This is a genomic window from Pseudophaeobacter profundi, assembly GCF_029697505.1.
In the GTDB taxonomy this organism is placed as follows: Bacteria; Pseudomonadota; Alphaproteobacteria; order Rhodobacterales; family Rhodobacteraceae; genus Pseudophaeobacter; species Pseudophaeobacter profundi.
The window spans coordinates 37,438-63,172 of record NZ_JARJEF010000010.1; the positions used below are offsets into that span (position 1 = coordinate 37,438).

Consider the following 25,735-nt stretch of genomic DNA (forward strand, 5'->3'; position numbering starts at 1 on the left):
TCTTCCCTCCCTTTTGTTCGCCTACACAAAGCGATTGACGACGTTTTCCAGGATCTCTTGACGCCCGGATTGCGGCTGCGGGTTGATGCCATCGTCCAGTACCCGTTGCGCAATACTGCCCAGATCGCTTTCCAGCATCGCCTGCGCATCAGCACTGTCCCAACCGGCGTAGCGCTCGGCGCGCATCGCTTCCAGGGTTCCGTCCTCCAGCATGGCCGCCGCCGCCTTGAAGCCCCGCGCACAGACATCCATCGCCCCGGCGTGCGCGGCAATCAGATCGACAGGATCCAGCGATTGGCGGCGCAGTTTTGCATCGAAATTGGTGCCGCCAGTGGTGAACCCCCCGGCTTTCAGCACCTCGTAATAGGCCAGCGCCACCTCGGGCACATTGTTGGGGAACTGGTCGGTATCCCAGCCAGACTGGTAGTCATTGCGGTTCATGTCGATAGAGCCAAAAATGCCAAGGCTCGCCGCCAGCGCCAGTTCGTGTTCAAACGAATGGCCCGCCAGGATTGCATGACCCTGCTCGATATTCATCTGCACCTCGCCTTCAAGGCCAAATTCCTTGAGGAAGCCATAGACAGTGGCGACGTCAAAATCATACTGGTGCTTTGACGGTTCCTGCGGTTTCGGTTCCACCAGAATGGCACCCTTGAAACCGATCTTATGTTTGTATTCCACCGCCATCTGCAAAAACCGCCCGGCCTGCTGGCGTTCGCGTTTCAGATCGGTGTTGAGCAACGTTTCATAGCCTTCGCGCCCGCCCCACAGCACATAGTTCTGACCGCCTAGATTGTGGGTGGCATCCATGCAGGCCTTTACCGTCGCCGCCGACCAGGCAAAGATTTCCGGGTCGGGGTTGGTGGCCGCGCCCGCCATAAACCGGCGGTGGCTGAACATATTCGCTGTGCCCCACAGAAGCTGGGTCTTGCTGCCCGCCATCTTGGTACCAAAATAGTCAATGATCTCCTCAAAATTGCGCAGGCTCTCGGCAAAGCTGTCGCCTTCGGGGCGGATGTCTGCGTCATGCCAGCAGAAATAGGGCACATTCAGCAGATCAAACATGTCAAAGGCGACATCCGCCTTGAGCCGGGCCAGATCCATGGTGTCGCCAAACCAGGGCCGATCAAAGGTCTGGCCGCCAAAGGGGTCACCACCGGGCCAGGCAAAAGAATGCCAATAGGCCACCGCAAAACGCAGGTGATCTTCCATCCGTTTGCCCAGGATCACCTCATCCGGGTTGTAGTGGCGAAAATCCAGACCAGTGCTATTGGGATCATAGGCCAGTGGGGCAATATCTTTAAAGAAATCCGTCATGTGGTTTTGTCTTTCATCGTCTCGGGGAAGGGGGCGCCGGGCAGATTATCCCGCAGGTAGATGGTTGGGACCAATTCCGGCATGCGCGGCACGCCCTGTTCGTCAATCAAGGCGCGCAGCACGCTGAAGGCGCGGTTGATTTCCACATCGGGGCGCTGGTCAATCACGATATCAATATGGCCCGCTTCCACCGCCTTGCGCGTATGCGGGACCAGTTCATGCACCACGCAAAAGGGCTTGCGCGGGGCCAAGGTAAGGGCGGCAATCAGCCCACTGTTACCCGCGCCCACGTTATAAACTGCCGTCAGATCCGGGTGCTGCGCCAAGGCTGCACTGGCCTGGCTTTGCACGACGGCCGCAGCATCCTTGGTCATCAACGGGTTCAGCAGCGCAATCTTGGGGAAATCGGCGGTGATCACCTCTTGAAACCCTGCCAACCGTTCGGCATGGTCATGCGCCGCAAGGGCGCCAGCAAAGGTCTGCACCAGGCCCTTGCCGCCGCCATGCGCCATGCCAATCAGCCGCGCCGCCGTCCGGCCCGCAACCCGGTTATCAATGCCAATATAGGCCGAGCGATAGTCAATCGGCAGATCCGACACCAACCCGACAATGGCCACCCCTTTTTGCCGCAGCGCTGCCAGCGGCTGTTCCAGCGCCGCACTTTTCAGGCCGACAATCGCCACACCATCAAAGTCTTGCTCCAACAGCGCCGTGAGCCCCGCCTGCATGTCTTCTACCCCGAAGGCCGCGACCTCGATGATCTCTACACGGATCTGTTCAGTCTGTAGCCGCTCGGCGGTGATCTTCAGGTGGTCGCGGATCCGGTTGAAGAAGGCATTCGGGCCCAATGGGATCAAAAATGCGAGCCGATAAACACGACCGCGCGACAGATTGGCGGCGGCGACATTGCGCACATATCCCAGGGCCGCCATTGCGTCGCGCACCTTGCGGATCGACTTTTCCGCCACGTTACCGCGCTTGTTGACTACACGATCAGCTGTCGCATAGCTCACGCCGGCGGCCTGCGCCACGTCGCTTAAGGTTGGGCTTGCCATGTTTCCTCCCACCCGGCGCGTCACAACGCCGTGCTCTCCTGCCTCTAGCAAAGACTTGAAAATGACAGACGTCAATCAAAAAATGATAGGCGTCAATCATTATTCTGGCAGCGGCGCTTTTCCAAATGACGACACCTGCCATTTACCCAGAGGAAAGGCCCGGCCAGAAGCCGCAGAAACCGCCCCTGGAACCGATGGCATTGCGGGCCGACCCCCAAAGAAAGGATGCGCTGCCAGGCAAGGCGACGTGGCAGAAAAGACCCGAATACAGCGCTTTAGCAGTGCTGGAAACAGGCTGAAAATCACCTAAGGTCGGGAAGTTTTTCCAGTCATTCGTCCCGAAATTCCGGAACATATTGCTGTATTGTCAACGACAATTTCCCACCCGCCAGGATTAATCGCAATATAGCTCATCGGGCTGACTGCGCAAATTCATTGCGCAAAGTTTATTTGTCATGTTAAGCAATAAGGGCGCCCAATAGCCGACTCATCCTTCCCCTACCGCCTCGAGGAAACACCGCCCATGCCTCACTTTCAGATCGAATATTCGCCCAATCTCGAACAGGTCGTGGACATTGCCGGCCTCTGCGCCCAGATCCGCGCAACAGCGGTGAAGATTGATACCTTCCCCATGCCAGGCGTGCGGGTCAGAGCGGTGCGGGTCGATCACTATGCCATTGCCGATGGTGATCCAAAACATGGATTCATTGATATTTCCATTCGCCTACGCGCCGGCCGCAGCCCGACAGAAAAGCAAGCGGCCACCCAACGTATCTTCACCACCGCCCGCAGCTATCTTGCAGCGGCAATGGCAGATCACTCCATCGCGCTTTCGCTGGAAATGCGTGACATCGACCCTGAATACTCCCCCAAAACCGGCTCTATTCGGGCCCATCTGGCCCCATCCCCACAGGAGGATAACGCATGACTGTGTTGAACCAAAACATCGAGAAACTGAACGGGTTTCTGGTCCGGTTCAAAGAAACTGGCATCCAGAACCGCATCGCGGGCCAGGATTGCGCAGGCACCGCCGGAGTGTTCCAGAGCCGCTCTCCGGTGGACAAGAGCGTGATCTGCAACGTCGCGCGTGGTGATGCCACGGATATAGACGCCGCCGCCAATGCCGCCGCCAATGCCTTTGCTGCTTGGCGGGATATGCCGGCGGTGGAACGCAAACAGATCCTGCTACGCATTGCCGACGGGATCGAAGCCCGCGCCGAAGAAATCGCCCTGTGCGAATGCTGGGACACCGGCCAGACCCTGCGCTTCATGTCCAAGGCGGCGCTGCGCGGGGCCGAGAATTTTCGCTATTTTGCCGATCAAGTGGTGCAGGCACGCGATGGCCATCACCTGCAGTCTCCCACATTGATGAATATCACCACGCGCAAGCCCATTGGCCCGGTTGGGGTCATCACCCCGTGGAACACCCCCTTTATGCTATCGACCTGGAAAATTGCCCCTGCCTTGGCAGCGGGCTGCACCGTGGTTCACAAACCCGCGGAAGACAGCCCACTCTCCGCCCGCCTGCTTGTCGAAATCGCCGAAGAGGCTGGCCTGCCGCCCGGCGTTCTCAACACGGTCAATGGCTATGGCCACGATGCCGGGAAACGCCTGACCGAACACCCGGCGATCAAGGCCATCGCCTTCGTCGGTGAGAGCCGCACCGGGGCCGCCATCAGCAAACAGGGGGCCGATACGCTCAAGCGGTTGCACCTGGAACTCGGCGGCAAGAATCCCGTCATCGTCTTTGACGATGCCGATCTCGACCGGGCGCTGGATGCCGTGATCTTCATGATCTACTCGATCAACGGCGAACGCTGTACTTCTTCCTCCCGCCTGCTGGTGCAGGACACAATCCGCGCCGACTTTGAGGCCAAGCTGATTGATCGCGTCAACAACATAAAGGTAGGCCACCCGCTAAACCCCACCAGCGAAATTGGGCCCCTGATCAGCGAAGAACACTACAACAAGGTCACCTCATACTTCGACATCGCAACACAGGACGGCGCCACCATCGCCGCAGGCGGCACCAAACTGGGCGATGTCGGATATTTCATCCGTCCCACGCTCTTCACCAATGCCAACAATCAAATGCGCATCGCCCAGGAAGAAATCTTTGGCCCGGTCCTCACCTCAATCCCCTTCAGCACTGAAGAAGAGGCGCTGAACCTCGCCAATGACACCCAGTACGGCCTCACCGGCTATCTCTGGACCAATGATCTGACCCGCGCCCTGCGCTTCACCGATCAGCTTGAGGCCGGCATGATCTGGGTAAATTCGGAAAACGTCCGTCACCTGCCCACCCCCTTTGGCGGGGTCAAGGCCAGCGGCATCGGCCGCGACGGCGGCGACTGGAGCTTTGACTTCTACATGGAGCAAAAACACATCGGCTTCGCCACCGGCCAACACAAGATCACCCGCCTCGGCGCATGACCCCAAATTCATTTGGCCAAAAATATCCCGGGGTGAAATTTCAAATGCCAATTTGAAATTGAGGGGCTGGCCCCTCCACCCCACGACACAAGGAGAGACCCCATGGGAGAGATCGTACTCGCCGCCAAGATGACCCATGTCCCAACCATGCTGATGTCTGAGCAGGACGGGCCGGTCAAAGGGACACGTCAGGCCGCCATTGACGGTCACGCCGAAATCGCTCGCCGCGCCAAGGCGCTTGGCGCCACCACCGTGGTGATCTGCGACACCCATTGGGTGATCAACGCAGGCTTTCACATCAATGCCAACAAACGCTTTGAAGGCCTGTTCACCTCGAACGAATTCCCGCAGTTCATTCAGGATCTGCCTTATGGCTACGATGGCAACCCGGCCCTGGGCGAGGCCATCGCCAAAGCCGCCACCGACAGGGGCGCCTATACGCTCTGCCATCAGCTCGACAGTCTGGAGCTGGAATATGGCACCCTGGTGCCGATGCGCTTCATGAGCCGCGAACATGACATGAAGGTGGTCTCGGTGGCCGCCTGGGCCACAGTGCATGACCACGACGAGAGCCGCATTGTCGGAGAAGCGATCCGCGAAGCGGTTGAGGCCTCGGATGAAAAGGTTCTGCTGGTGGCCTCTGGCAGTCTCAGCCACAAGATCTGGGCCAACAAGGACTATGCCGCCAACAATGGCACCTTTACCATCTCCTCCGAATTCAACCGTCAGATGGATCTGCATGTGCTGGAGATGTGGAAACAGGGCGACCATGCCACGTTCTTGAAAATGCTGCGCGAATATGCCCAATTCTGCTGTGGTGAAGGTTCGATGCATGACACGGCGATGCTCTATGGGGCGCTTGGCTGGGACACATACACCGGCAAATGCGAAGTGGTGACGGAGTATTTTCCATCCTCCGGCACGGGCCAGACCAATATGATCTTCCCGGTCTGACCGGGCATCTCATCAAACAATGATACGCAGGGCAGCGCCACGGCGCCTGTTTGTGGAGGAGAAACCAGATGCGTTTTGCAACCTATAGCGCCGAGGGGGAGACATTCTTTGGCGCCGTCACCGAGGCGGGCATGATCGCGCTGAATGACGCCTGCCCACAATGGGCAACGCTCTATGATGTGATTGCCAATCAGGGCCTGGCGGAACTGGAAAAATCCGCCACCGGCAGACCCGTGACCCACACGGACTATGTTTTTGAGATGGTACTGCCCAATGCGCCGCGTATCCTCTGCGTTGGGGTCAACTTCCCGGATCGCAACGCCGAATACAAAGATGGCAGCGCGCAGCCGAAATACATGTCGCTTTTCCCCCGCTTTGCCAGTGGGTTCACCGGCCATGGGCGCAATCTGGTCCGCCCACCGGAAAACCACACCCTGGACTATGAGGGCGAAGTTGCCATCGTCATCGGCAAGGGTGGTCGCCGGATCAGCCAGGACGACGCCTATGACCATATCGCCGCCCTGACGCTCTGCAATGAGGGCACCATTCGCGACTGGGTGCGCCATGCCAAGTTCAACGTCACCCAAGGCAAGAACTGGGACAACTCCGGCGCGCTCGGCCCCTGGCTGGTGCCATTCACCGAGGCCAGACAGCTGGATGAGGCCCGCATCATCACCCGCGTCAATGGCGAGGTCCGCCAGGACGATGTGCTGTCGCGGATGATGTTCCCGATCCGCCGCGAGATCGAATATATCTCCACCTTCATGACGCTACAGCCCGGCGATATCATCATCACCGGCACCCCGACGGGGGCTGGCGCCCGCTTTGATCCGCCGCGCTATCTGAAACCCGGTGATGTGGTCGAGGTTGAGGTCGAAGGCATCGGCACCCTGCGCAATGGCGTTGAGGACGAGGTGGTATCATGACCCCACAGGACCACGCTGCGGCGGCAGCAGATCTGTTGCAGGCCGAGGCCAGTGGCCAGCAGATCGGCCTGCTGACCAAACGCCACCCGGACATGGGCATGGATGACGCCTATGCGGTGCAGAACGCCATCTACCGCGCCAAACTGGCGGCAGGCCGCCGGGTGATCGGCTGGAAGATCGGGCTGACCTCCAAGGCGATGCAATATGCGCTCAACATCGACATTCCCGACAGCGGCATCCTGTTTGACGATATGCTGTTTGAAACCGGCGCCACGGTGCCAGCAGGGCGGTTTATCCAGCCCCGCATTGAGGCCGAAATCGCCTTTGTGATGAAATCAGCCATTGGCGGCGCCAAGGTCAGCCGCGAAGAGGTTATTGCCGCCACCGACTATGTGACGCCCTCGATCGAAATCCTCGACACTCGGATCCTGCGCGCAGACCCGGAAACCGGGCAAACCCGATCAGTGTATGACACGATCAGCGACAATGCCGCCAATGCGGGCATCGTTCTGGGCAAGGAACGTCACCCGGTCAACGCCCATGATCTGCGCTGGGTCGGGGCCATCACCTCGCGCAATGGCGCAGTCGAAGAGACCGGGTTGGGTGCCGGCGTGCTGAACGATCCGGTTGAAAGCGTGGTCTGGCTGGCCAGGCGCATGGCTCAGTATGGCCAGAGCATCGAGCCAGGGCAGGTGGTGCTATCGGGGAGCTTCATCCGTCCGGTAGAATGCCCCACAGGTGCCGATATTCACGCTGACTTTGGCCCATTTGGTGCGGTTGACATTTGCTTCGCCTGACACTCCCCTAGCGATAACGCTGACATTTCTTTTGCCACAAGGACATTGCCCATGCCTGCTCCACACAACGCCTTCAAGGCAGCCCTGAAAGCCGGAAGCCCGCAGTTGGGCTGCTGGCTGGGGCTTGCCGATCCCTATTGCGCCGAGATCAGCGCCGGAGCCGGCTATGACTGGCTACTGATCGACGCCGAGCATGCGCCCAATGACCTGCGCTCAATCACGGCGCAGTTGCAGGTGTTGGCCGCATCTGACAGCCACGCAATTGTCCGCCCTCCAATTGGGGAAACCTGGATGATCAAGCAGTTGCTGGATGCCGGCGCCCAATCCCTGCTGATCCCGATGGTTGAAAGCGGTGCCCAGGCGCGCGAGCTGGTGCGCGCCGTCACCTACCCACCCGAAGGGGTGCGCGGTGTTGGCTCTGCCCTGGCGCGGGCCTCGCAGTTTTCTGCGATCCCCGACTATCTGCAAACCGCTGACGATGAGATCTGCCTATTGGTACAGGTGGAAAACCGCGCCGGTCTGGCAGCGCTGGATGACATTCTGGCCGTCGACGGGGTGGACGGTGTCTTTATTGGCCCCTCCGATCTGGCCGCTGATTTGGGGTTCATTGGCAATGCCGGCGCCCCAGAGGTCGAAACCGCTGTTCTGGAAGCCCTGAAAAAGATCGTTGCCGCAGGCAAGGCGGCCGGGATCTTGACCCTGGATCCGGCGATGCAAAAGGCCAGTCTTGCGGCGGGGGCTACCTTTGTCGCGACCCACATCGATGTGTTGCTCTTTGCCAATGCGATCCGGCGCGACGCTAAATCAGCCCTGGCGCTGCTGCCAGACCAGACCGCCAGAGGTGCGGCCAAGACCGAGGCCGCCAGCCGCTATCTGCAGCAGCTGTGCAAACACTGGGCCCATAAGGGCGAGGTCGAGTTTAATGAAACCAAAGGCAGCATTGTCTTTGCAAGTGGCCAAAAGGCGCTGCTGACGGCGACGGCAGATCACCTGCAGGTCAACGCCAGCACCGGGCCGCGTGGGGACCTTGAGCAATGGAAACAGGTAATTGCAGATCACCTGACCCGCTTTGCCTTTCGTGAAGAATTTGACCTGCAGTGGCTGGAATGATCGGGCAGGGAGATCGGATCCTGCCAGGGGCTGGCCCCGCTGTATCAGGCGGGCTATAGGGGGCGGGGACAGGCGGCATAGGCACCCTGTATCAAAGCGCCGGAACAAAGCAGGAGCAGACCTTGCAGGACCAGATTTGCATCATCGGCCTGGGCTATGTCGGCCTGCCCCTTGCGGTGGCCTTTGGCCGCCATCGCCCCACCCTGGGGTTTGATACCGACGCGCAGCGTATCGCAGATTTGCAGGCCGGCAGGGACCAGACGCGCGAAACCACCACTGCAGAACTGGCCGAAGCCAGCCATCTGCGTGTAAGCAACGATCCCAGCGCAATTTCAGACGCGCGGATTTATATCGTGACGGTTCCCACCCCGGTGGATGCCAACCACCGCCCCGACCTGACCCCCCTGCTGGCCGCGTCAAAAACCGTGGGCGCCGTGCTGAAACCTGGCGATCTGGTAATCTATGAAAGCACCGTCTACCCCGGTGCCACCGAGGAAGACTGCGTACCGGTGTTGGAGGCCGAATCCGGCCTGCGCTTTAACCAGGATTTTCATGTTGGCTATTCGCCAGAGCGGATCAATCCCGGAGACAAGACCCGCCGCCTGGCTGATATTACCAAGGTGACATCCGGTTCGACCCCGGCCATCGCGGCGCAGGTGGATGCGTTGTATAACGAGGTGGTGACCGCCGGCACCCATCTGGCCCCCAGCATCCGTGTGGCCGAGGCCGCGAAGGTGATCGAAAACAGCCAGCGTGACATCAACATCGCCCTGGTCAACGAGCTGGCGATGATCTTCAACCGCATGGGCATCGACACCGAAGCAGTGCTGCAAGCGGCAGGAAGCAAATGGAATTTCCTACCCTTCCGGCCCGGCCTAGTGGGCGGCCATTGTATTGGCGTTGACCCCTATTACCTGACCCACAAGGCAGAAAGCCTGGGTTATCATCCCGATATCCTGCTCGCCGGGCGGCGGCTCAATGATGGCATGGGCACCTATGTGGCGCAGCAGATGATCAAGGCCTTGGTGCAGCGCGGCAAACCAATGCGCCGGGTGCTGGTAATGGGGCTTACCTTCAAGGAAGACTGCCCCGATCTGCGCAATACCCGTGTGATCGATGTGGTGCGCGGACTAGAAGACTACGGTCTGCAGGTGGATGTGCATGACCCCCATGCCAATCCGGCACAGGCACTGGCGACCCTTGGCCTGACCCTGCAAGACCAGCCTGAGGCGGGCGCCTATGACGGCATCATCCTTGCGGTGGCACATAGCGTATTTCGCGCGATGTCAGCAGCACAAATCCGCGCCTTTGGCAGCCCGGACACGGTGCTTTACGATCTGAAATACATCCTACCCCCCGAAGAGTCAGACCTGCGACTATAACCGCCGCCGCAGGGCCTCGATACTGTCGCTCCCTGGCCCAGCGTCAAAAGAAAATGCCGCTAAGCCTTGGTCTTGGGCGCGTTGCGTGCCGCCTTTTCTTCCTTGGTCATCTTGTTGTTCCAGACATTGTTGCTCAGTCCCAGCTCGTCTGGCATCGGCTTGGTCTTGCCAATACTGACCTTGCCGCCTTTGTTCAGGAATTCCTGAATAAGCGCATCATCGGTGGTTTCTTTGGGAACATGTTTCATGCGGTCAATTCTTTCCTTTCGCCCAAGGCAGGGCAACAAAGCGACGTAGATCCGACTATGACAGACAGGGGCTGCCATGCTGTTTGTCTATCGCTTTGCGACGATCTTGACCAGCCATGTCACGGTATCGCCCTGCCCGATGATTTGGCCAGGGCGGCAGGCGTTAGCTGTCGCGGCGCACGCGCGCGGCGGATTTGTCGGCAAAGGCCGCCAGACGCGCGCGGGCGTCGGGCTGGGTGTTGACCACCCCGGCCACCACGGATTCCGCATAGGCTGCATCCATGGCAGACATATTCTGCATGTGGCTCACGGCGGAACAGATGGCAAAGTTGGACAGAGGCAGGTTTTCGGCGGTGCGACGCGCCAGTTCCAGCGCTTTGTCAAAGCTGGACCCTTCGACAATATACTGCGCCAGCCCCAGGTCGCAGGCTTCTTGCCCATGATAGACCCGGCCCGTCAGCATCATGTCGATCATCCGGGATTTGCCAACCAGATCGGTGACCCGAATGGTAGCGCCGCCGCCAGTGAACAGCCCGCGCTGGCCCTCGGGCAGGGCAAAATAGGTGGTGTCGTCCATCACCCGGATATGGGCGGCGCTGGCCAATTCCAGCCCACCGCCGACAACCGCGCCCTGCAGGGCGGCAATCACCGGAACCCCACCATATTCCATCTTGTTGAATGCCTCGTGCCAACGCAGGCAGACATGCATGAAATCGGCCGGGCTGCGGTCGGCATCGTGATGTTCGATCAGGTCCAGCCCGGCGCAAAAGTGATCGCCGGATCCTGCCAGAACCACCGCCTTGACCCCCGCGCGCGGTGCTGTGGAGAAGAAATCCACCAGCTCTTCAATGGTGTCGATATCCAGTGCATTACGTTTGCTGGGTCGGTTGAGTGTCACCACCCAGACGCCATCGTCATGGGCCTGAAGGTCAAGGTTTTTAAAGCGGGAAAGGTCGATTTCGAGTGTCATGTCACGGTCCTTGCAACAATGGGGCAAAATGGAGGAGGGCACCCCCGTCATGGGGGCACAGAGTCTAGATGGAATAGAGACGACGCCAGCAGGCAGGGTTACAAGAGTGCCGCAGCCAGGCTCTCGGCGCCCTCAAGACAGCGGGCACGCTGCACCTCGGTTTCACAGAGCAGATGAGCGCCGTAGAACCGGGCGGTGGCGATTTTCGCCTCCATAAAGGCCGGATCCTCGCCTCGGCTCAGCGCGGCTTCGGCAGCCAAAAGGGCGCGCGCCATCTGCCAGCCTGAGACCAAATTGCCTGCCAGCATCAAATAGGGAACACCAGCGCCAAAGGCTGCAGGCATCTGATCTTTGCCAAGGCCTGTCAGATGGGTCACCACAGCGTCAAAGGCACTGCGCGCGGCACTTAGCCGGGATCCCATCGCCTGCGCCTGCGGGCTACCCTGCTGCAGTGCCGCTTCGGTTTCACCAATCAAAGCCGAGATATGCCGCGCAGTGGCACCGCCATCACGCAGGGTCTTGCGGCCGACCAAATCGTTGGCCTGAATGGCGGTGGTACCTTCATAGATGGGCAGAATCCGGGCATCGCGGTAATGCTGAGCGGCGCCGGTTTCCTCGATAAAGCCCATGCCGCCATGCACCTGCACTCCAAGGGATGCAACCTCAACGCCATTTTCGGTGCTAAAGCCTTTGACCAGCGGCGTCAGAAATTCGGACAGGGCCTTGGCTTCGGCGCGGGCCTCTGGGGTGGCGGCGTGGCGGGCCAGATCCTGACACCCGGCCGCATAGGTCGCCATGGCGCGCGCACCTTCTGTCAGGGCACGCATCCGCATCAGCAGACGCCGTATATCGGGGTGGTGAATGATGGTCACGGCCTCACGGGTAGACCCATCCACCGGGGCGCTTTGCACCCGCTCGCGCGCATAGGCTAGCGCCTGCTGATAGGCGCGCTCGCCGACGGCGATGCCCTGCAGACCAACCGCGTATCTCGCCGAATTCATCATTTCAAACATATAGGTAAGGCCAGCGTTTTCTTCGCCGATCAAAAAGCCAGTGGCACCGTCAAATTCCAGCACTGCGGTGGGGCTCGCCTTGATCCCCAGCTTATGTTCGACGCTTTGGCAGGTGACGCTGTTGCGCGCGCCCAGGCTGCCATCAGCATTGACCAAAAACTTGGGCACCAGAAACAGGCTGATGCCCTTGACACCGACAGGGGCATCCGGGGTACGGGCAAGCACCAGATGGACGATATTTTCGGCCATCTCATGTTCGCCGTAGGTGATAAAGATCTTGGTGCCGCTGATGCGGTAGGTCCCATCGTCCTGGACCTCGGCGCGGCTGCGCACCAGTGCCAGATCACTGCCGGCCTGAGGTTCGGTCAGGTTCATGGTGCCAGTCCATTTGCCGCTGACCAGGTTTTCCAGATAGGTCGCCTTGGTGGCACTATCACCCGCCGTCAGCAGGGCTTCGATGGCACCATCCGTCAGCAGCGGACACAGCGCAAAGCTGAGATTGGCGGCATTCAGCACCTCGGTAGCCGCCGCACCAACCGCGCGCGGCAGATCCTGGCCGCCAAAATCACCGGGATGCGGCAGACTTTGCCAGCCCATTTCAACAAATTTCTGATAGGCCTCGGCAAAGCCATCAGGCAACTGCACCCGACCGTCACGCAGATGCGATCCCGCCTGATCCCCCGGCGCATTCAGCGGTGCGATTTCTTCGGCGCAAAAGCGGCCAAATTCTTCCAGAACTGCAGCTGCATCTTCCAACTCGACGCTGGCGTAGGGGGCGAGCCCCGAGACCTCTGCCCAGCGGGAGAGATGCGCGATATTGAACAACATATCTTTGACTGGTGCATCAAAACTCATGGGTGGGCACTCCTCTAAAAGTCTGGTTCGCCTTGCTCTTACTGCCAAATAAGGATCGAAAATAGTCAAGACAATCTCTGCAACCGACGTAAACCTTGCATAAAGTGACAAAGCGGGGCAAACCCGAACGCATGCCTGTTGATCCAAACCCGGCAATCCTGCCCACCGTATCACGCGCCTTTCTAGAAGATTGGTTGCAGGTGCTGCGCCAGCAATGCCCGCCACAACAACTGCAGCGGTTCCTGCAACAAAGCGGGCTAGCCGGCGTGGATTTGGCCAGACCCGCTGACCGCGTCACCCACGACCAGATCGTGCGCCTGTATCAGCTGGTAGCAGTGGAAACCGGCGATGAAATGATGGGATTGTGGAGCCGCGCCATTCGCAGTGGCACCCTGAAACATCTGTGTTCCTCTATGCGCGGGGCCTCCTCTCTCTCGGCGGCGCTGTTTCGCTTTTGCTCTTTCTGGAACCTGTTGCTGGATGACTATCAATTGCAGCTGCAGACCAAAGACACCGGGCTGTGCATCAACCTGTTGCCACGCGATCAGGCGGCGCCACTGCCGCCGCAGCGCTTTGGCCACATGCTGTTACTCAAGCTTGCGCATGGGGTGGCCTCTTGGCTGGCAGGCCGCGAGTTACCGCTGGCGCAGGTAGGTTTTGCCTTTGCCCGCCCGACCTTTGCCCAAGACTACCCCGTCCTGTTTCCCGCGCCGATCGTCTTTGCCCAAGATCAATCACAGATTGTGTTTGGCGAACAACTGGGGGATCTGCCCGTCACCCGCAGCGAGGCCGATATGCAGGCGTTCTTGCTCCGGGCCCCACGTGACTGGATCTTTACCAGCTACCGCACCCATGCCTTTGCGCTGCGACTGCGCGAGTTGCTGCTGCAATCGCCGCAGCTGGAACTGCAGCTCAAGCAGGCCGCCCTGGCGCTGCATCTGACACCGCGCACCCTGATCCGGCGGCTACAGGATGAGGGCAGCTCTTTTCAATCCATCAAGGACGGGCTGCGCCGTGACATTGCGCTGCGCGATCTGACTCGCGGATTGAAGAGCATAGAAGAAATCGCCCAAGATATCGGCTTTGCCTCGGCCGCCAATTTCCACCGGGCATTTCGGCGCTGGACCAATACCACCCCAGGCGAATATCGCCGCCTTGGGCTGGCAACCGTATCGACACCGAATACGCCCCAATAATTTAACATAAGACAGATTATCACAGAACCCGGGGCGAACGAAAAACATTCCAGCGAACACGCCCCGACCGACCTCAGGGCGGTTTGGGCCTACCTAAAGCACGCAGAGTCTAATGGCCGGAACAGTTCACCTTTTTATCTTCTATCAACTGGTGTCGATGCTTCTCTTTCGCCATTTTGGCGGTGGGTTCGCTTTGCATCTGTTCCAACCGCCAAATGCCGTCGACATAGCGTTTCACGAGTTCGACATAGAAACTAAGCTCTCGCGATTTCTTGGCCAGCTCCTTGCCAAACTCAGCCATTCTTTCGCTATCACCAGACAGGCCCACCTCTGCCGCGGCGGACAGATCCAAAAGCGGCATGGCAATATCAGACAACACCCGGGTAGAGGTTTTGACATTCTGATTGCAGATATAGTCATCAAACCCAATATTGGCCTTGAAGGCATGATTGATACCGCCGAGGAAGATTTGGAATCTGACAATAATATTCAGAGAGCCGTCCTTGCCAAAGTTGGACATCACATGAGCACCGGCCAAAATCAGCCCCGGTGATTCAATCACAAGTGTCGGAAAAGAAACCACTTCGGCCTCTTTCAGGGTCAATTTTGTCAGGCAGGCCTCTAGTCCGGCGGCAACATCCCGAACGAAAACGTCGTGAAACCCCGATTCTGAGGTAAAGGAGGTAAGGTTGCGAAAATGCTGCTGCACGACCTCGCATGACCGAACCTCGGGGGGTCGATCATCTGCCACCAGAACGTTTACAATAAACTTCCTGGTGTCAATTTCTTGAGCTGCGGTGAACGCACCAAGCGAGTTAAGCATATCCGCCCCCGAGCTACATCAACAAAAACCTCCGAGCAATAGGCCATAACTCGGCGTTATTTACAAGTTTCTAGCGAGTTCTCACCCGGCCTTTCTGCGCGAAATTCCGCCCGAAAATTACCGCCAAAACAGGCCAGGCCGAGGGCCAGCTTGCTGCAACAGGCCGTCTGGATTCTACTCAATAGGCCTAATTGATCGACCAAATCATTAAACATACCAATATCTTGCGCCAACAACCCAGAACAGGCTAGATCACCGACGTTCCCTTTGCCCATCCCACAGCTCGTCTCTTCATGCCGGGTGCGAATGTCCGGCTGCAATAATGGAGACAATTTTCTGAGCTTTCGCATGATATTGATCCCTTCCGAACCAGCGCCCCCGGCACCTAACGACGAACTCAGACAGGCCCCCTGTCACCGGCTCAGCACTTGACACTGGGCGAGCCGGGGCGGCCGCCTCAAGGCCCTGCCAGCGTGACGAGCGCGGTTGTTTGCGCGCGCCCCACATCATTTCAACGTTGCGCATGGGGGCGTGACGTGCTTGACTTCATACATAAACATCAGGACTGCGGCACCATGACAGGTCTGCCAAACAGGCCAAGACAGGCCTAGGTCGAAACGCGCCTGCGAATACTGGCGCGAATATTTTTGAACGTTTTTCAACGCCAAAGGCGGCGCCGCCTTTGTTCGAAATATAACAAGGTATTGCACATGACATATGTAGGTCACTCAATACGCCTGGCGACCCTTTTAGCAGCCTTCACTATGGCCATCAGCCTGCCCGGCAGCGGCCCTGTCCTGGCACAGGAGACTGCCGCCACTCCCAAAGTTTCAATTGCTGCCGCGTACAGCGACGAGTTGATCGACCAGGTCGCCTTTATTGGCCGCGGTGAAGCCATCAACAAGGTGGATATCGTCGCCCGCGTCAGCGGATTTGTAGAAGAGATCCTGGTTGAGGATGGCGAAGAGGTTACAGCCGGTGATGTGCTGTTCAAGATCGAAGCCGATACCTATGAGGCAACGCTCGCCGCCAGACAGGCCGACAAGGCGCAGGCGCAGGCAAATCTGTCCCTCGCCGAAATCGAATTAAGCCGCAAGGCAGAGCTGTTTCGCCGTGGATCCGGCACCGAGGAAGACCGCGATATCGCCCGCGCCAACCGTGATGTCGCCCAGGCCCAGGTCAACCTGGCCGAAGCCGCCATCCAGCTGGCCAAGTTGGATCTGAGCTACACAACCGTGCGCGCCCCCTTTGACGGGCGGGTCGGGCGCACCTCGGTCAGCCCCGGTGAACTGGTTGGCCCCAGCAGCTCACCGTTGATCAACCTGCTGCGCACCGCCCCCATCTATGTCGAGTTCTCGCTGACCGAAAAGCAGTTGATGACCGTGATAGAATCCTTTGACACAACAGTCGGCGAGGTTGCAAACAATCCCAAGGCACCGGATGTCTTTGTCACCCTGCCAAACGGCACCGAACTGGAAGAGATCGGTCGGGTAGTCTTTGCCGACAACCAGATCGACCCCAGCACTGGCACCATCACCCTGCGGGCGGAATTTGCCAATAACCGTGGCCTGATCGTCGATGGCTCTTTCCTGAATCTGCGCATTGAGGCCACCGAAGCCCATGAGGTGCTGATGATCCCTCTGGCCGCAGTGCAGCGCGATCAGCGCGGCGATTTTGTTCTGGTGGTCGGCACTCAACAGACCGTGGAACAGCGCTATGTCACGCTGGGGCGCCAGGTCGAAACCACCGTGGTCATCGAAGAGGGGTTGCGCGAAGGCGAAACCGTGATTGTTGAAGGTCTGCAACGGGTGCGCCCCGGCGTAACGGTTGATGCCGTTCTGTCCGGCACCGCAGGGGAGTAGCAAGCGTGTTTTCTTCAATTTTCATTGCGCGCCCCAAGACATCTTTTGTGATTTCTTTGGTTTTGACGATCATGGGGATCATTGGGTATTTCACCCTTCCAGTTGAACAGTTCCCAGAAATCACCCCGCCTGTTGTCAGCGTCAGCGCCAATTACACCGGTGCCAGTTCCGAAACGGTGGAAAACACCGTGGCGGCCCCAATCGAGGCCCAGGTAAATGGCGTCGACGACATGATTTACATGTCATCGGACAGCAACGACAACGGCGGCTATTCCCTTTCAGTCACATTCGAGGTGGGCACAGACCCTGATATCGCCTCGGTCAATGTGCAAAACCGCGTGGCCCAGGCAACCTCTTCGCTGCCTAGCGAGGTGACCACGTCGGGCGTGGTCACCCAGAAATCATCCACCAACATGTTGATGATCGCGGCGCTCTCCTCGCCCAATGGTACCTACGACGAAGTCTTCCTATCCAACTACGCTGCCATCAACCTGAAAGACGCCTTGGCGCGGGTTCCCGGAGTTGGCAAGGCAGACATCCTGACGAATTTTGAATACTCTATGCGGATGTGGATGGATCCCAACCGTATGGCAGGCCTGGGACTGACGCCAAATGATCTGATCCAGGCGATCCGGGAACAAAACCTCGAAGTTTCTGCCGGGCAGATCGGCACCCCACCGATCCCAAGTGGCCAGCAATTTCAATATACCATCAAATCCAAAGGTCGGCTCAACAGTGTAAAAGAGTTTGAAAACATCGTGCTGCGCGCCGGCACTGCCGGCAGTATCGTTCGCATGAAAGATGTGGCGCGGGTCGAACTGGGCGCAAATTATTACAATGCCTCGGGGCGCTACTCCGGCAAACCTGCCACGGTACTGGCCGTTTATCAGGCGCCAGGGGCCAATGCTCTGGCGGTCGCCGACGGGGTTCGCAGCGAAATAGAACGCCTGGCGGTCAGCTTTCCAGATGACGTGCGTTATGACATACCATTTGATTCAACCCGATTTGTAGATCAGTCATTGAAGGATGTTGTCTCCACCTTGATGCAGACCTTTGCACTGGTGATCGCGGTGGTGTTTATCTTTCTTGGAAGCTGGCGCGCTACACTTATTCCCGCCATCGCTATTCCGGTCTCCTTGATCGGGACATTTGCCTTCCTGCTGGCTTTTGACATGTCTCTGAACACCATATCGCTTTTTGCCCTGGTGCTGGCGATTGGTATCGTGGTGGATGATGCCATTGTGGTGGTAGAAAACGTCGAACGTATCATTGCCGAAGAAGGGCTGAGCCCGGCAGATGCCACCCGCAAGGCCATGGGCCAGATCACTGGACCAGTGATTGCCACCACCTTGGTACTCTTGGCGGTTTTTGTCCCCGTTACCTTTATGCCGGGTATCACCGGGCGGCTGTATTCGCAATTTGCGGTGACCATTTCGACTGCCGTGGTAATTTCATCAATCAATGCGCTGACGCTGTCTCCGGCTTTATGCTCACTGATCCTCAAGGCGCGCTCTGGACCGCCCACTGGCCTGCTGGCCAAATTTGAACAGGGCATCAGCGGGGTGCGCGGCCAATATGTCGGCATCGTGCGCCGTATGGTACGGTTGCCGCTGATTGCCGTGGCCATTCTGGCCGCCGTGATCTTTGGTTCAAGCGGGTTGATGAAGGCCCTGCCCGCAGGTTTTATCCCGCCCGAGGATAACGGATATCTCTTTGTCGATGTGCAATTGCCGGATGCTGCCTCGCTTGAACGGACAGAGGTGGTAACTGATCGGATCAACGCAAAAATCCTTGAAATCCCTGGGGTATCCTCCAGCGTTTTGGTCAATGGCTTTAGCCTGATGAACGGCTCCGGATCCAACGGCGCGATGATTATTCCCAATCTTGACCCCTGGGATGAACGCACCAGCCCCGAGCTTAGCGCCGAAGGCATTTTGAAAAACATTCTTGCAGTGGCCAATCAGGAAATCGGCGCCAGCGTCATTGCCTTCAACCCACCGCCCATTTCAGGCCTCGGCATGAGCGCAGGGGTGGAAATGAAGGTGCAGCAAACCGGCGGCGGATCAGCGCAGGACTTATCTGCGGCCGTTGGTTCCCTGGTCTACGCTGCCAACCAAAGCCCAGAAATCGCCCAGTCCTATTCAACCTTCCGTGCCAATGTGCCCAAGGTCTTTGTTGATCTGGACCGCGAAAAAGCCAAGACGCTCAACGTGGCTGTTTCCGATGTATTCCAGACGCTGCAAGCCTATATGGGATCGTTTTATGTGAACGATTTCAATCTCTTTGGCCGGGTGTACCGGGTTATGCTGCAAGCCGATGGTGAATATCGCGACACGGTCGAGGACCTCAACACGCTATATGTGCGCTCGCAGAGCGGCGATATGGTGCCCCTTGGGGCGCTGATCACCGTGCGCAAGGAACTGGGGCCGGTGGCACTAAACCGCTACAATATGTTCCGCTCGGCAACGGTGACGGCGGTGCCTGCACCGGGGCTGTCCACCGGAGATGCCATTCGGGTGCTCGAAGCCGAGGCGGCAACCGCCCTGCCCCCAGGCTATGCCTTTGAATGGACAGGAACAGCGCAGCAACAGCAGGCCTCTGGCGGGCTCGTGGTGGTCATTCTGATTATGGCAGTGATGTTTGGCTATCTCTTCCTGGTGGCGCAATATGAAAGCTGGACCATGCCGATTGGCATCCTGCTCTCGGTGACGGTGGCGCTGTTTGGTGCCTTGGCCGCAGTGTCGGTGACTGGCGGCGACGTCAATCTATACACCCAGATCGGAATGATCATGCTGATCGGCCTCGCCTCAAAGAACGCTATTCTGATTGTCGAGTTCGCGATGGAGCGGCGCGCCAGTGGCCTTACAATCCGCGAAGCCGCGCTAGAGGCCGCCAGCCAGCGCTTCCGGGCGGTGATGATGACGGCGCTGTCCTTTCTGCTGGGCGTGGTGCCCCTGCTGGCCGCCAGCGGCGCGGGCGCGGCCAGCCAGAAGGCCATCGGTATCGCCGTCTTTGGCGGTATGCTGGCGGCAACGGTTCTGGGCGTGATCATCGTGCCCGTTCTTTATGTGCTACTGCAAAGCCTGCGGGAATGGATCAAGGGAACCGGGCCAACTGCGGGCAATGCCCCAGCACAGCCAGAGGCCTGATGTGACGGCAAAGCGCAGGGCGTCACGGTGCCCTGCGCTTTGCCATGCCGATTGCCTCCGCCCTATGCAGAAACCGAAGCTTCATCACGGAGCTGCGCCACCGCCAGCGTGCTGCAAACAACCATGGCCGCAGCCGCCCCGAGACAGGCCACCAACCCACCCATCTGATACATCGCCCCCGACAGGACCGTGCCAATCAGCCGTCCAGCCGCATTTGCGGTGTAGTAGAACCCCACATCCATGCTGACCCGCTCGGCTTTGCTGAAGGCAAGGATCAGATAGGAATGCAACGCCGAGTTCACCGCAAACACCGCCCCAAATGCCAACAGGCCCAGGATAAGCACCCCTGTCAGCCAGGGTGCCGTTCCGCCTGACAGGGCAACAGCCCCGGTCAGAACCGCCGGGATCAACGCCAAAGCGGCGGCCCAGTTGCGCGCCGATGCCGCCAGCTCTGCCTGGCTGCGCTGTGCCGCCCGCAACAGCCGTGGAGAACTTGCCTGAACACCGCCATAGAGGATGGTCCAAAGTGCCATGAAACTGCCAATCAAGAAAAACGCTGAGCGATTTCCGGCTTCGCTGCCATCGGAAAACACCGCGTAAAAATAGACTGGGATGCCCACCACAAACCATATGTCTCTGGCGCCAAACAGGAACACCCGCGCAGCCGACAGCCAATTGATGCTACGGGATTTTGAAAACACCTCAGAGAATTTTGCCCCCCTGCGCCCAACAGGCAATCCCTTTGGCATCGCCACCAGAACCGCGCCCAGAATAACCGCCAGGATCAGCGCCATCGCCAGTACCGAGGCGGTGAAACCCGCCGTCGCCAGCAGGCCCGCGCCCAGCAAAAAGCCCAGGCCCTTGATCGCGTTCTTGGATCCGGTCAACGCCGCAACCCAGCGAAACAAGCCGTCGCCCTGTGTCGGCGCCAGCAATTTGACCGCCGATTTTGATGACATCTTCGCCAGATCCTTGGCCACCCCCGACAGCCCCTGCACCAACATCACAAAGCTGACCGAGGCAGCAATCTGCCAGCTGGGATCCAGCTGCGTCAGCAACAACAGTGCCACCACCTGCAGGGCAAGCCCGCCATAGAGCGTCGCCGCCAGGCCAAAGCGTGCCGCAATCCAGCCCGCCGATAGATTGGTCACCACGCCTGCAATTTCATACAGAACAAACAGATAGGCCAGCTGCACCGGCGAAAAGCCCAGCGTGTGGAAATGCAGAAGCACCAGCATGCGCAACGCGCCATCGGTCAGCATGAAGGCCCAGTAAGAAGCAGTTACCGCAACATAGGCCGCCATCCCGCCACGCTCTGTCACAGCTGATCCCCAACCATGCGGGCCACATCCACCAGCCGGTAGGCATAGCCCATTTCATTGTCATACCAGGCGTAGATCTTCACCTGGGTGCCATTCACCACCATGGTCGAAGGCGCATCGACAATGCTTGAACGCTGGTCATTGGTGTAATCGGCCGACACCAGCGGCCGCTCTTCATAGCCCAGGATACCCTGCAATGGCCCGTCAGCGGCAGCTTGGAACAGGGCATTGACCTCTTCTGCCGTGGTTTCACGCTCCACCTCAAACACGCAATCGGTGATCGAAGCATTCAACAGCGGCACCCGCACTGCGTGGCCGTTCAATTTGCCCTTCAGCTCGGGATAGATCAGCGTGATCGCCGTGGCGCTGCCGGTGGTGGTCGGGATCAGATTGGTCAGGGCAGAACGCGCCCGACGCAGGTCTTTGGCAGGACGGTCGACAATGGTCTGTGTATTGGTCACATCATGGATCGTGGTGATAGAACCATGCTTGATGCCAAGCGCGTCATGGATCACCTTGACCACCGGAGCCAGGCAGTTGGTGGTGCAGCTAGCGGCGGTGACGATCCGGTGGCGCAGGGGGTCATAGATGTCTTCATTGACACCCATGACGATATTCGCCGCATCACCGTCCTTGACCGGCGCCGAGACCACAACCTTTTTTACGCCCGCCTCGAAATAGGGGGCCAGCTTGGCCTCCGATTTGAACACCCCGGTGCAATCGATCACCACATCAACGCCATCAAGCGGCAGGTCCTGCAGCCGTGCAGTGCAAAGCGTCGGCAACCGGGTCCCGTTGACGGTAATCGATTCTGCATCATGACAGAATTCTGCGTCCCAGCGGCCATGGACGGAATCGAACTCCAGCAGATGAGCGTGCATTTCCGGGTTGCCAACCGCATCGTTGATCCAGGCAATGTCAGCCCCGCTTTCCAGCAGGGGTTTCAGTGCCAGTTTGCCCATGCGGCCTAGGCCATTCAGTGCGTAGGTGGTCATGGTTTATCCTCATCATGGTCTTGGGCGATGCCATCAACGGCGTGTTGCAGAGAAATCAGATCAAGCTGTTGCAAAGGCAGGGCCGCAAAGGCCCGCAATCTGCGATGCAGCACCCCATAGGCCTGTTGAAAAGCAAGGCTCTTCTGGGCTTCAGTCCCAGTGGCCTTGACCGGGTCCGGCATCCCCCAATGGGCACTGATCGGCTGCCCCTCCCAGGCGGGGCATTCTTCATTGGCCGCCTGATCACAGACGGTGAAAACAAAATCGAACTTTGGCGCGCCACTGTCGATGATCTCTTGTATCAGTTTGGGGTGCAGATCTTCGCGCCACAGACCTTTGCTTTTCAGCATTTCCGCGGCGACCGGGTTCACCGCTGTATGCGGTGTGGTCCCGGCAGAAAAGGTTCGGAACCGGCCGGGGGCGAGGTTGGTCAAAATGGCTTCGGCGAAAATTGAGCGCGCCGAATTACCAGTGCAAAGGAACAATACGTTATATGGTCGGGGCTGGGATGTATCTACAGCCACGAAAGACGTCGGGGCGGAATTCAGGTCAGTTTCCATATCAGTTTTCATGTCAGGATCTGCGGTCGGGCCGCAAAGATCCGGGCGACCGCGACAGCAATCAAGATAGAGCGCATCAAGCGTCTGTCGCGTGGCGGTCATATTGATCTGATAGCGCTGCCATGTGCCTTCACGCGTTTTGGTGACCAAGTCGGCCAGGGTCAGCGCCGAAAGATATGAAGACAGGGTGCTGGGCTTGATCCCAAGCGCGGCAGCAATTTCGCCCGCGGCGACGCGATCTGGATAGCGACGCATCAACAGGCGAAATACCGCAAGGCGCTGCGGGTGTCCCAGGATCGACAGGCGGAGGGGTATTGATTCTTCCATATTTCACGTTTTATCGAAATAGAAATCCTGATGCAACCTCGAAACTGCTAAAACCGCCCCGGCCTCCCCCGCAGTTTCCTGCGAAAAACAATCGGCCAGAAACTACCACCGGGGGGAAAGTTGCAGTACACAGGCCCCGGCAGGCCGCAGCAGGAGGAAGGCGATGAATGTGCAGAAAATGGCGGGGCATTTGATCCGTCGCCTGAATCAATCTTCGACCCATATTTTTGTTAACCACATGCAGGAGGCTGGGTTTGATCTCACCCCGGTGCAGTTTGCCGCCCTAGATACCATCGCCTCAAATCCTGGTATCGATCAGGCTGGGGTCGCAGCAAAAATCGCCTATGACCGCGCCACCATTGGCGGTGTGATTGATCGGCTTGAACACAAAGGCTATGTCGCGCGCAGCGTCAGCACCCGGGATCGCCGGGCGCGCGATGTGCGGCTGACGGATCGGGGGCAGGCGCTCTATGATCAGGTTCTACCCCTGGTCAACGCCCAAAAAGACGACATGCTCGGCGCGCTCAGCATCGACGAACGCGCCACCTTCTTGCAGCTTGCCAGCAAAGCCTTGGGGCAGGACCGGAACCAAGACCCAAGCTAGGTCAGCCCCAAAGCGCCCTAGTGATTGTTGCGCGGCAGATGTTTGCGGGCGATGGCGCGGAAATCAGCGGCGCCGCGCAGGATCATCCCTTCATCAAACTGGGTCACGTAGTCCCGAAAGATCTGCTGCCAGGGTGTCTGCGACGGCGGCACAGGATAGCCACCAGAATCGGCAAGCGCTTGGTATCTTTCCGTTATCTCATCTTCGGAAAGATCCACCATGACCCGGCGCTTCCCCAGATCAACGCGGATCTTATCCCCTGACCGCAAGATGGCCAGCCCGCCACCCGCGGCCGCCTCTGGGGCGGCATTCAGGATAGAGGGCGAGCCAGACGTCCCCGATTGACGGCCATCGCCAATGCAGGGCAGCTCTTTGATCCCCTGTTTCAGCAAATAGGCGGGGGGCCGCATATTGACCACCTCGGCGCCACCGGGATAGCCAAGCGGCCCGGTGCCGCGCATCACCAGAATAGAATTCTGATCGGCCTGCAACGCCGGGTCATCGATACGGGCGTGAAAATCCTCTGGTCCGTCAAAGACCAGCGCGCTGCCTTCAAAGGCATCGGGGTCATCGGGATTGGATAGATAGGCGCGGCGAAACCCTTCGGATACCACCGAAGTTTTCATGATGGCGCTGTCGAACAGATTGCCCGACAGGTTCAAAAAGCCAGAGGCAGGTTTCAGCTGCGTTTCGATTGAGCGGATCACGTCTGGTTCACCGCTGCGGTAATCTTCATAGTTTTCCGCAAAACTGCGCCCCAGACAGCCCTTGATATCCGGTGCCGGGATCAAACCAGCCTGTAGCATTTCCCCCGCCACCGCAGGCACCCCGCCGGCACGGTGGAAATCTTCTGCCAAATAGTCGCCAGCGGGCTGCAGATTGGTCAGCAGGGGCACATCATGGCCGAAGGCCTCCCAATCGGCGTTGTTCAATTCCAGCCCCAGATGGCGGGCAATGGCGTTCAGATGGATTGGTGCATTGGTTGACCCACCCAAGGCAGAACACATTGCAATGGCATTTTCAAAGGCGCCGCGCGTCATGATATCGGATGGCTTCAGGTCTTCATGCACCATTTCGACTATCCGCTGGCCAGTGCGGTAGGACATCTGCCCCCGTTCCCGCAGCGGTGCCGGAATTGCCGCCGATCCGGGCAGCTGCATCCCCAGAACCTCGGCCAGGGAATTCATCGTGCTTGCGGTGCCCATAGTGTTGCAATAACCCACCGATGGCACCGAGGACGCCGCCATTTCAAGAAACTGTGCCTCGTCGATTTCACCTGCGGCCAGCATCTGACGCGCCTTCCAGATGATGGTGCCCGACCCGGTACGTTTGCCGTTCAGCCAACCGTTCAGCATTGGCCCCACAGAAAGCGCAATCGCCGGGATATCCACCGTGGCAGCCGCCATCAACAATGCAGGCGTGGTCTTGTCGCAGCCAATGTTCAACACCACCGCATCAATAGGATAGCCATGCAGTGCCTCAACCAGCCCCAGATATGTGAGGTTGCGATCCAGGTTGGCTGTGGGGCGTTTGCCGGTTTCCTGAATGGGATGCACCGGGATCTCCAGCGGCGTTCCCCCGGCGGCAATAATCCCGTCGCGCACCCGCTTGGTCAGCTCCAGATGGTGGCGGTTACAGGGGCTCAGATCACTACCGGTCTGGGCGATGCCAATGATCGGCCTATCCTCCCGCAGCTCCTCCCAGGTCAGCCCGTAGTTGATATACCGCTCCAGATAGAGCGCAGTCATTTCCGGATCATCCGGATTGTCAAACCACTGGCGCGATCGCAGATTTTTTGGATTGAATTTGGTCATCGGGGTCTTTCACTTGAATAGTC

Annotated in this window: 23 protein-coding genes; 12 read left to right on the plus strand and 11 right to left on the minus strand. The window is 58.7% G+C overall.

Annotated features, from left to right (window positions below):
* Positions 1–21 precede the first annotated feature (21 nt).
* Complete coding sequence (xylA, locus tag P2081_RS15355; RefSeq protein ID WP_278923746.1) at positions 22–1,317, minus strand: xylose isomerase; 1,296 nt, start codon at positions 1,315–1,317, stop codon at positions 22–24.
* Positions 1,314–2,372, minus strand: coding sequence for a LacI family DNA-binding transcriptional regulator (locus tag P2081_RS15360; protein WP_278923747.1), 1,059 nt, complete (start codon positions 2,370–2,372; stop codon positions 1,314–1,316). The genes xylA and P2081_RS15360 overlap by 4 nt, the downstream gene beginning before the upstream one ends.
* 61 nt (positions 2,373–2,433) lie before the next feature.
* On the opposite strand from P2081_RS15360, the gene P2081_RS15365 reads away from it, so the two are divergent.
* The 8 genes from P2081_RS15365 (at position 2,434) to P2081_RS15405 (ending at position 9,974) form a co-directional block, all read left to right on the plus strand.
* Positions 2,434–2,682 (plus strand): hypothetical protein, encoded by a 249-nt coding sequence (locus P2081_RS15365; RefSeq protein ID WP_278923748.1) that lies wholly within the window; start codon positions 2,434–2,436, stop codon positions 2,680–2,682.
* 213 nt (positions 2,683–2,895) lie between these two features.
* On the plus strand, positions 2,896–3,300 hold the full coding sequence (locus tag P2081_RS15370; protein ID WP_278923749.1) for a 5-carboxymethyl-2-hydroxymuconate isomerase: 405 nt from the start codon (positions 2,896–2,898) through the stop codon (positions 3,298–3,300).
* Positions 3,297–4,805 (plus strand): 5-carboxymethyl-2-hydroxymuconate semialdehyde dehydrogenase, encoded by a 1,509-nt coding sequence (gene hpaE / locus P2081_RS15375; RefSeq protein WP_278923750.1) that lies wholly within the window; start codon positions 3,297–3,299, stop codon positions 4,803–4,805. Before P2081_RS15370 ends, hpaE begins: the two co-directional genes overlap by 4 nt.
* 102 nt (positions 4,806–4,907) lie before the next feature.
* A complete protein-coding gene (gene hpaD / locus P2081_RS15380; protein ID WP_278923751.1) occupies positions 4,908–5,759 on the plus strand; it encodes a 3,4-dihydroxyphenylacetate 2,3-dioxygenase in 852 nt (283 codons plus the stop codon).
* A 68-nt stretch (positions 5,760–5,827) separates the two neighbouring features.
* The gene (locus P2081_RS15385) at positions 5,828–6,685 is read left to right on the plus strand and encodes a fumarylacetoacetate hydrolase family protein (RefSeq protein ID WP_278923752.1); all 858 of its coding nucleotides are present in this window, start codon (positions 5,828–5,830) and stop codon (positions 6,683–6,685) included.
* The gene (gene hpaH, locus P2081_RS15390; protein ID WP_278923753.1) at positions 6,682–7,482 is read left to right on the plus strand and encodes a 2-oxo-hept-4-ene-1,7-dioate hydratase; all 801 of its coding nucleotides are present in this window, start codon (positions 6,682–6,684) and stop codon (positions 7,480–7,482) included. Before P2081_RS15385 ends, hpaH begins: the two co-directional genes overlap by 4 nt.
* Before the next feature lie 51 nt (positions 7,483–7,533).
* Complete coding sequence (locus P2081_RS15395) at positions 7,534–8,592, plus strand: aldolase/citrate lyase family protein (RefSeq protein ID WP_313790352.1); 1,059 nt, start codon at positions 7,534–7,536, stop codon at positions 8,590–8,592.
* Positions 8,593–8,714: 122 nt separating this feature from the next.
* Positions 8,715–9,974, plus strand: coding sequence for a nucleotide sugar dehydrogenase (locus tag P2081_RS15405; RefSeq protein ID WP_278923754.1), 1,260 nt, complete (start codon positions 8,715–8,717; stop codon positions 9,972–9,974).
* A 59-nt stretch (positions 9,975–10,033) separates the two neighbouring features.
* Here the strand turns inward: P2081_RS15405 and P2081_RS15410 are convergent, their stop codons facing one another.
* From P2081_RS15410 to P2081_RS15420, 3 genes are all read right to left on the minus strand, one after another.
* Positions 10,034–10,222 carry a hypothetical protein gene (locus P2081_RS15410; protein WP_278923755.1) on the minus strand — a complete coding sequence of 63 codons (189 nt, stop codon included), beginning with the start codon at positions 10,220–10,222 and terminating at the stop codon, positions 10,034–10,036.
* 163 nt (positions 10,223–10,385) lie between these two features.
* Positions 10,386–11,192, minus strand: a complete 807-nt coding sequence (locus tag P2081_RS15415; RefSeq protein ID WP_278923756.1) for a crotonase/enoyl-CoA hydratase family protein — start codon at positions 11,190–11,192, stop codon at positions 10,386–10,388.
* 98 nt (positions 11,193–11,290) lie between these two features.
* Positions 11,291–13,060 carry an acyl-CoA dehydrogenase family protein gene (locus P2081_RS15420; RefSeq protein WP_278923757.1) on the minus strand — a complete coding sequence of 590 codons (1,770 nt, stop codon included), beginning with the start codon at positions 13,058–13,060 and terminating at the stop codon, positions 11,291–11,293.
* Between the two features lie 131 nt (positions 13,061–13,191).
* On the opposite strand from P2081_RS15420, the gene P2081_RS15425 reads away from it, so the two are divergent.
* Positions 13,192–14,256 carry an AraC family transcriptional regulator gene (locus P2081_RS15425; RefSeq protein ID WP_278923758.1) on the plus strand — a complete coding sequence of 355 codons (1,065 nt, stop codon included), beginning with the start codon at positions 13,192–13,194 and terminating at the stop codon, positions 14,254–14,256.
* A gap of 109 nt (positions 14,257–14,365) precedes the next feature.
* Here the strand turns inward: P2081_RS15425 and P2081_RS15430 are convergent, their stop codons facing one another.
* Entirely contained in the window at positions 14,366–15,079 is a 714-nt protein-coding gene (locus tag P2081_RS15430) for a hypothetical protein (protein ID WP_278923759.1), read from the minus strand.
* A gap of 56 nt (positions 15,080–15,135) precedes the next feature.
* Positions 15,136–15,429, minus strand: coding sequence for a hypothetical protein (locus P2081_RS15435; RefSeq protein ID WP_278923760.1), 294 nt, complete (start codon positions 15,427–15,429; stop codon positions 15,136–15,138).
* A gap of 414 nt (positions 15,430–15,843) precedes the next feature.
* Between P2081_RS15435 and P2081_RS15440 the strand changes: the two genes are divergently transcribed.
* Entirely contained in the window at positions 15,844–16,941 is a 1,098-nt protein-coding gene (locus P2081_RS15440) for an efflux RND transporter periplasmic adaptor subunit (protein ID WP_278923761.1), read from the plus strand.
* A gap of 5 nt (positions 16,942–16,946) precedes the next feature.
* Positions 16,947–20,090, plus strand: coding sequence for an efflux RND transporter permease subunit (locus P2081_RS15445; RefSeq protein WP_278923762.1), 3,144 nt, complete (start codon positions 16,947–16,949; stop codon positions 20,088–20,090).
* Between the two features lie 62 nt (positions 20,091–20,152).
* On the opposite strand, the gene arsJ is transcribed toward P2081_RS15445, so the two are convergent.
* From arsJ to P2081_RS15460, 3 genes are read right to left on the minus strand one after another with little or no spacing between them, the layout of a single operon-like run.
* Positions 20,153–21,394 carry an organoarsenical effux MFS transporter ArsJ gene (gene arsJ, locus P2081_RS15450; RefSeq protein WP_438826542.1) on the minus strand — a complete coding sequence of 414 codons (1,242 nt, stop codon included), beginning with the start codon at positions 21,392–21,394 and terminating at the stop codon, positions 20,153–20,155.
* A 14-nt stretch (positions 21,395–21,408) separates the two neighbouring features.
* Positions 21,409–22,407: an ArsJ-associated glyceraldehyde-3-phosphate dehydrogenase gene (locus P2081_RS15455; RefSeq protein WP_278923764.1), complete on the minus strand. Its 999-nt coding sequence runs from the start codon at positions 22,405–22,407 to the stop codon at positions 21,409–21,411.
* Positions 22,404–23,294 (minus strand): arsenate reductase/protein-tyrosine-phosphatase family protein, encoded by an 891-nt coding sequence (locus P2081_RS15460; RefSeq protein WP_278923765.1) that lies wholly within the window; start codon positions 23,292–23,294, stop codon positions 22,404–22,406. The genes P2081_RS15455 and P2081_RS15460 overlap by 4 nt, the downstream gene beginning before the upstream one ends.
* Before the next feature lie 163 nt (positions 23,295–23,457).
* Here P2081_RS15460 and P2081_RS15465 point away from each other — a divergent pair, with 163 nt between their 5' ends.
* Positions 23,458–23,898, plus strand: coding sequence for a MarR family winged helix-turn-helix transcriptional regulator (locus tag P2081_RS15465; protein WP_278923766.1), 441 nt, complete (start codon positions 23,458–23,460; stop codon positions 23,896–23,898).
* A 17-nt stretch (positions 23,899–23,915) separates the two neighbouring features.
* On the opposite strand, the gene P2081_RS15470 is transcribed toward P2081_RS15465, so the two are convergent.
* Positions 23,916–25,712 (minus strand): IlvD/Edd family dehydratase, encoded by a 1,797-nt coding sequence (locus P2081_RS15470; RefSeq protein ID WP_278923767.1) that lies wholly within the window; start codon positions 25,710–25,712, stop codon positions 23,916–23,918.
* Positions 25,713–25,735: the final 23 nt, after the last annotated feature.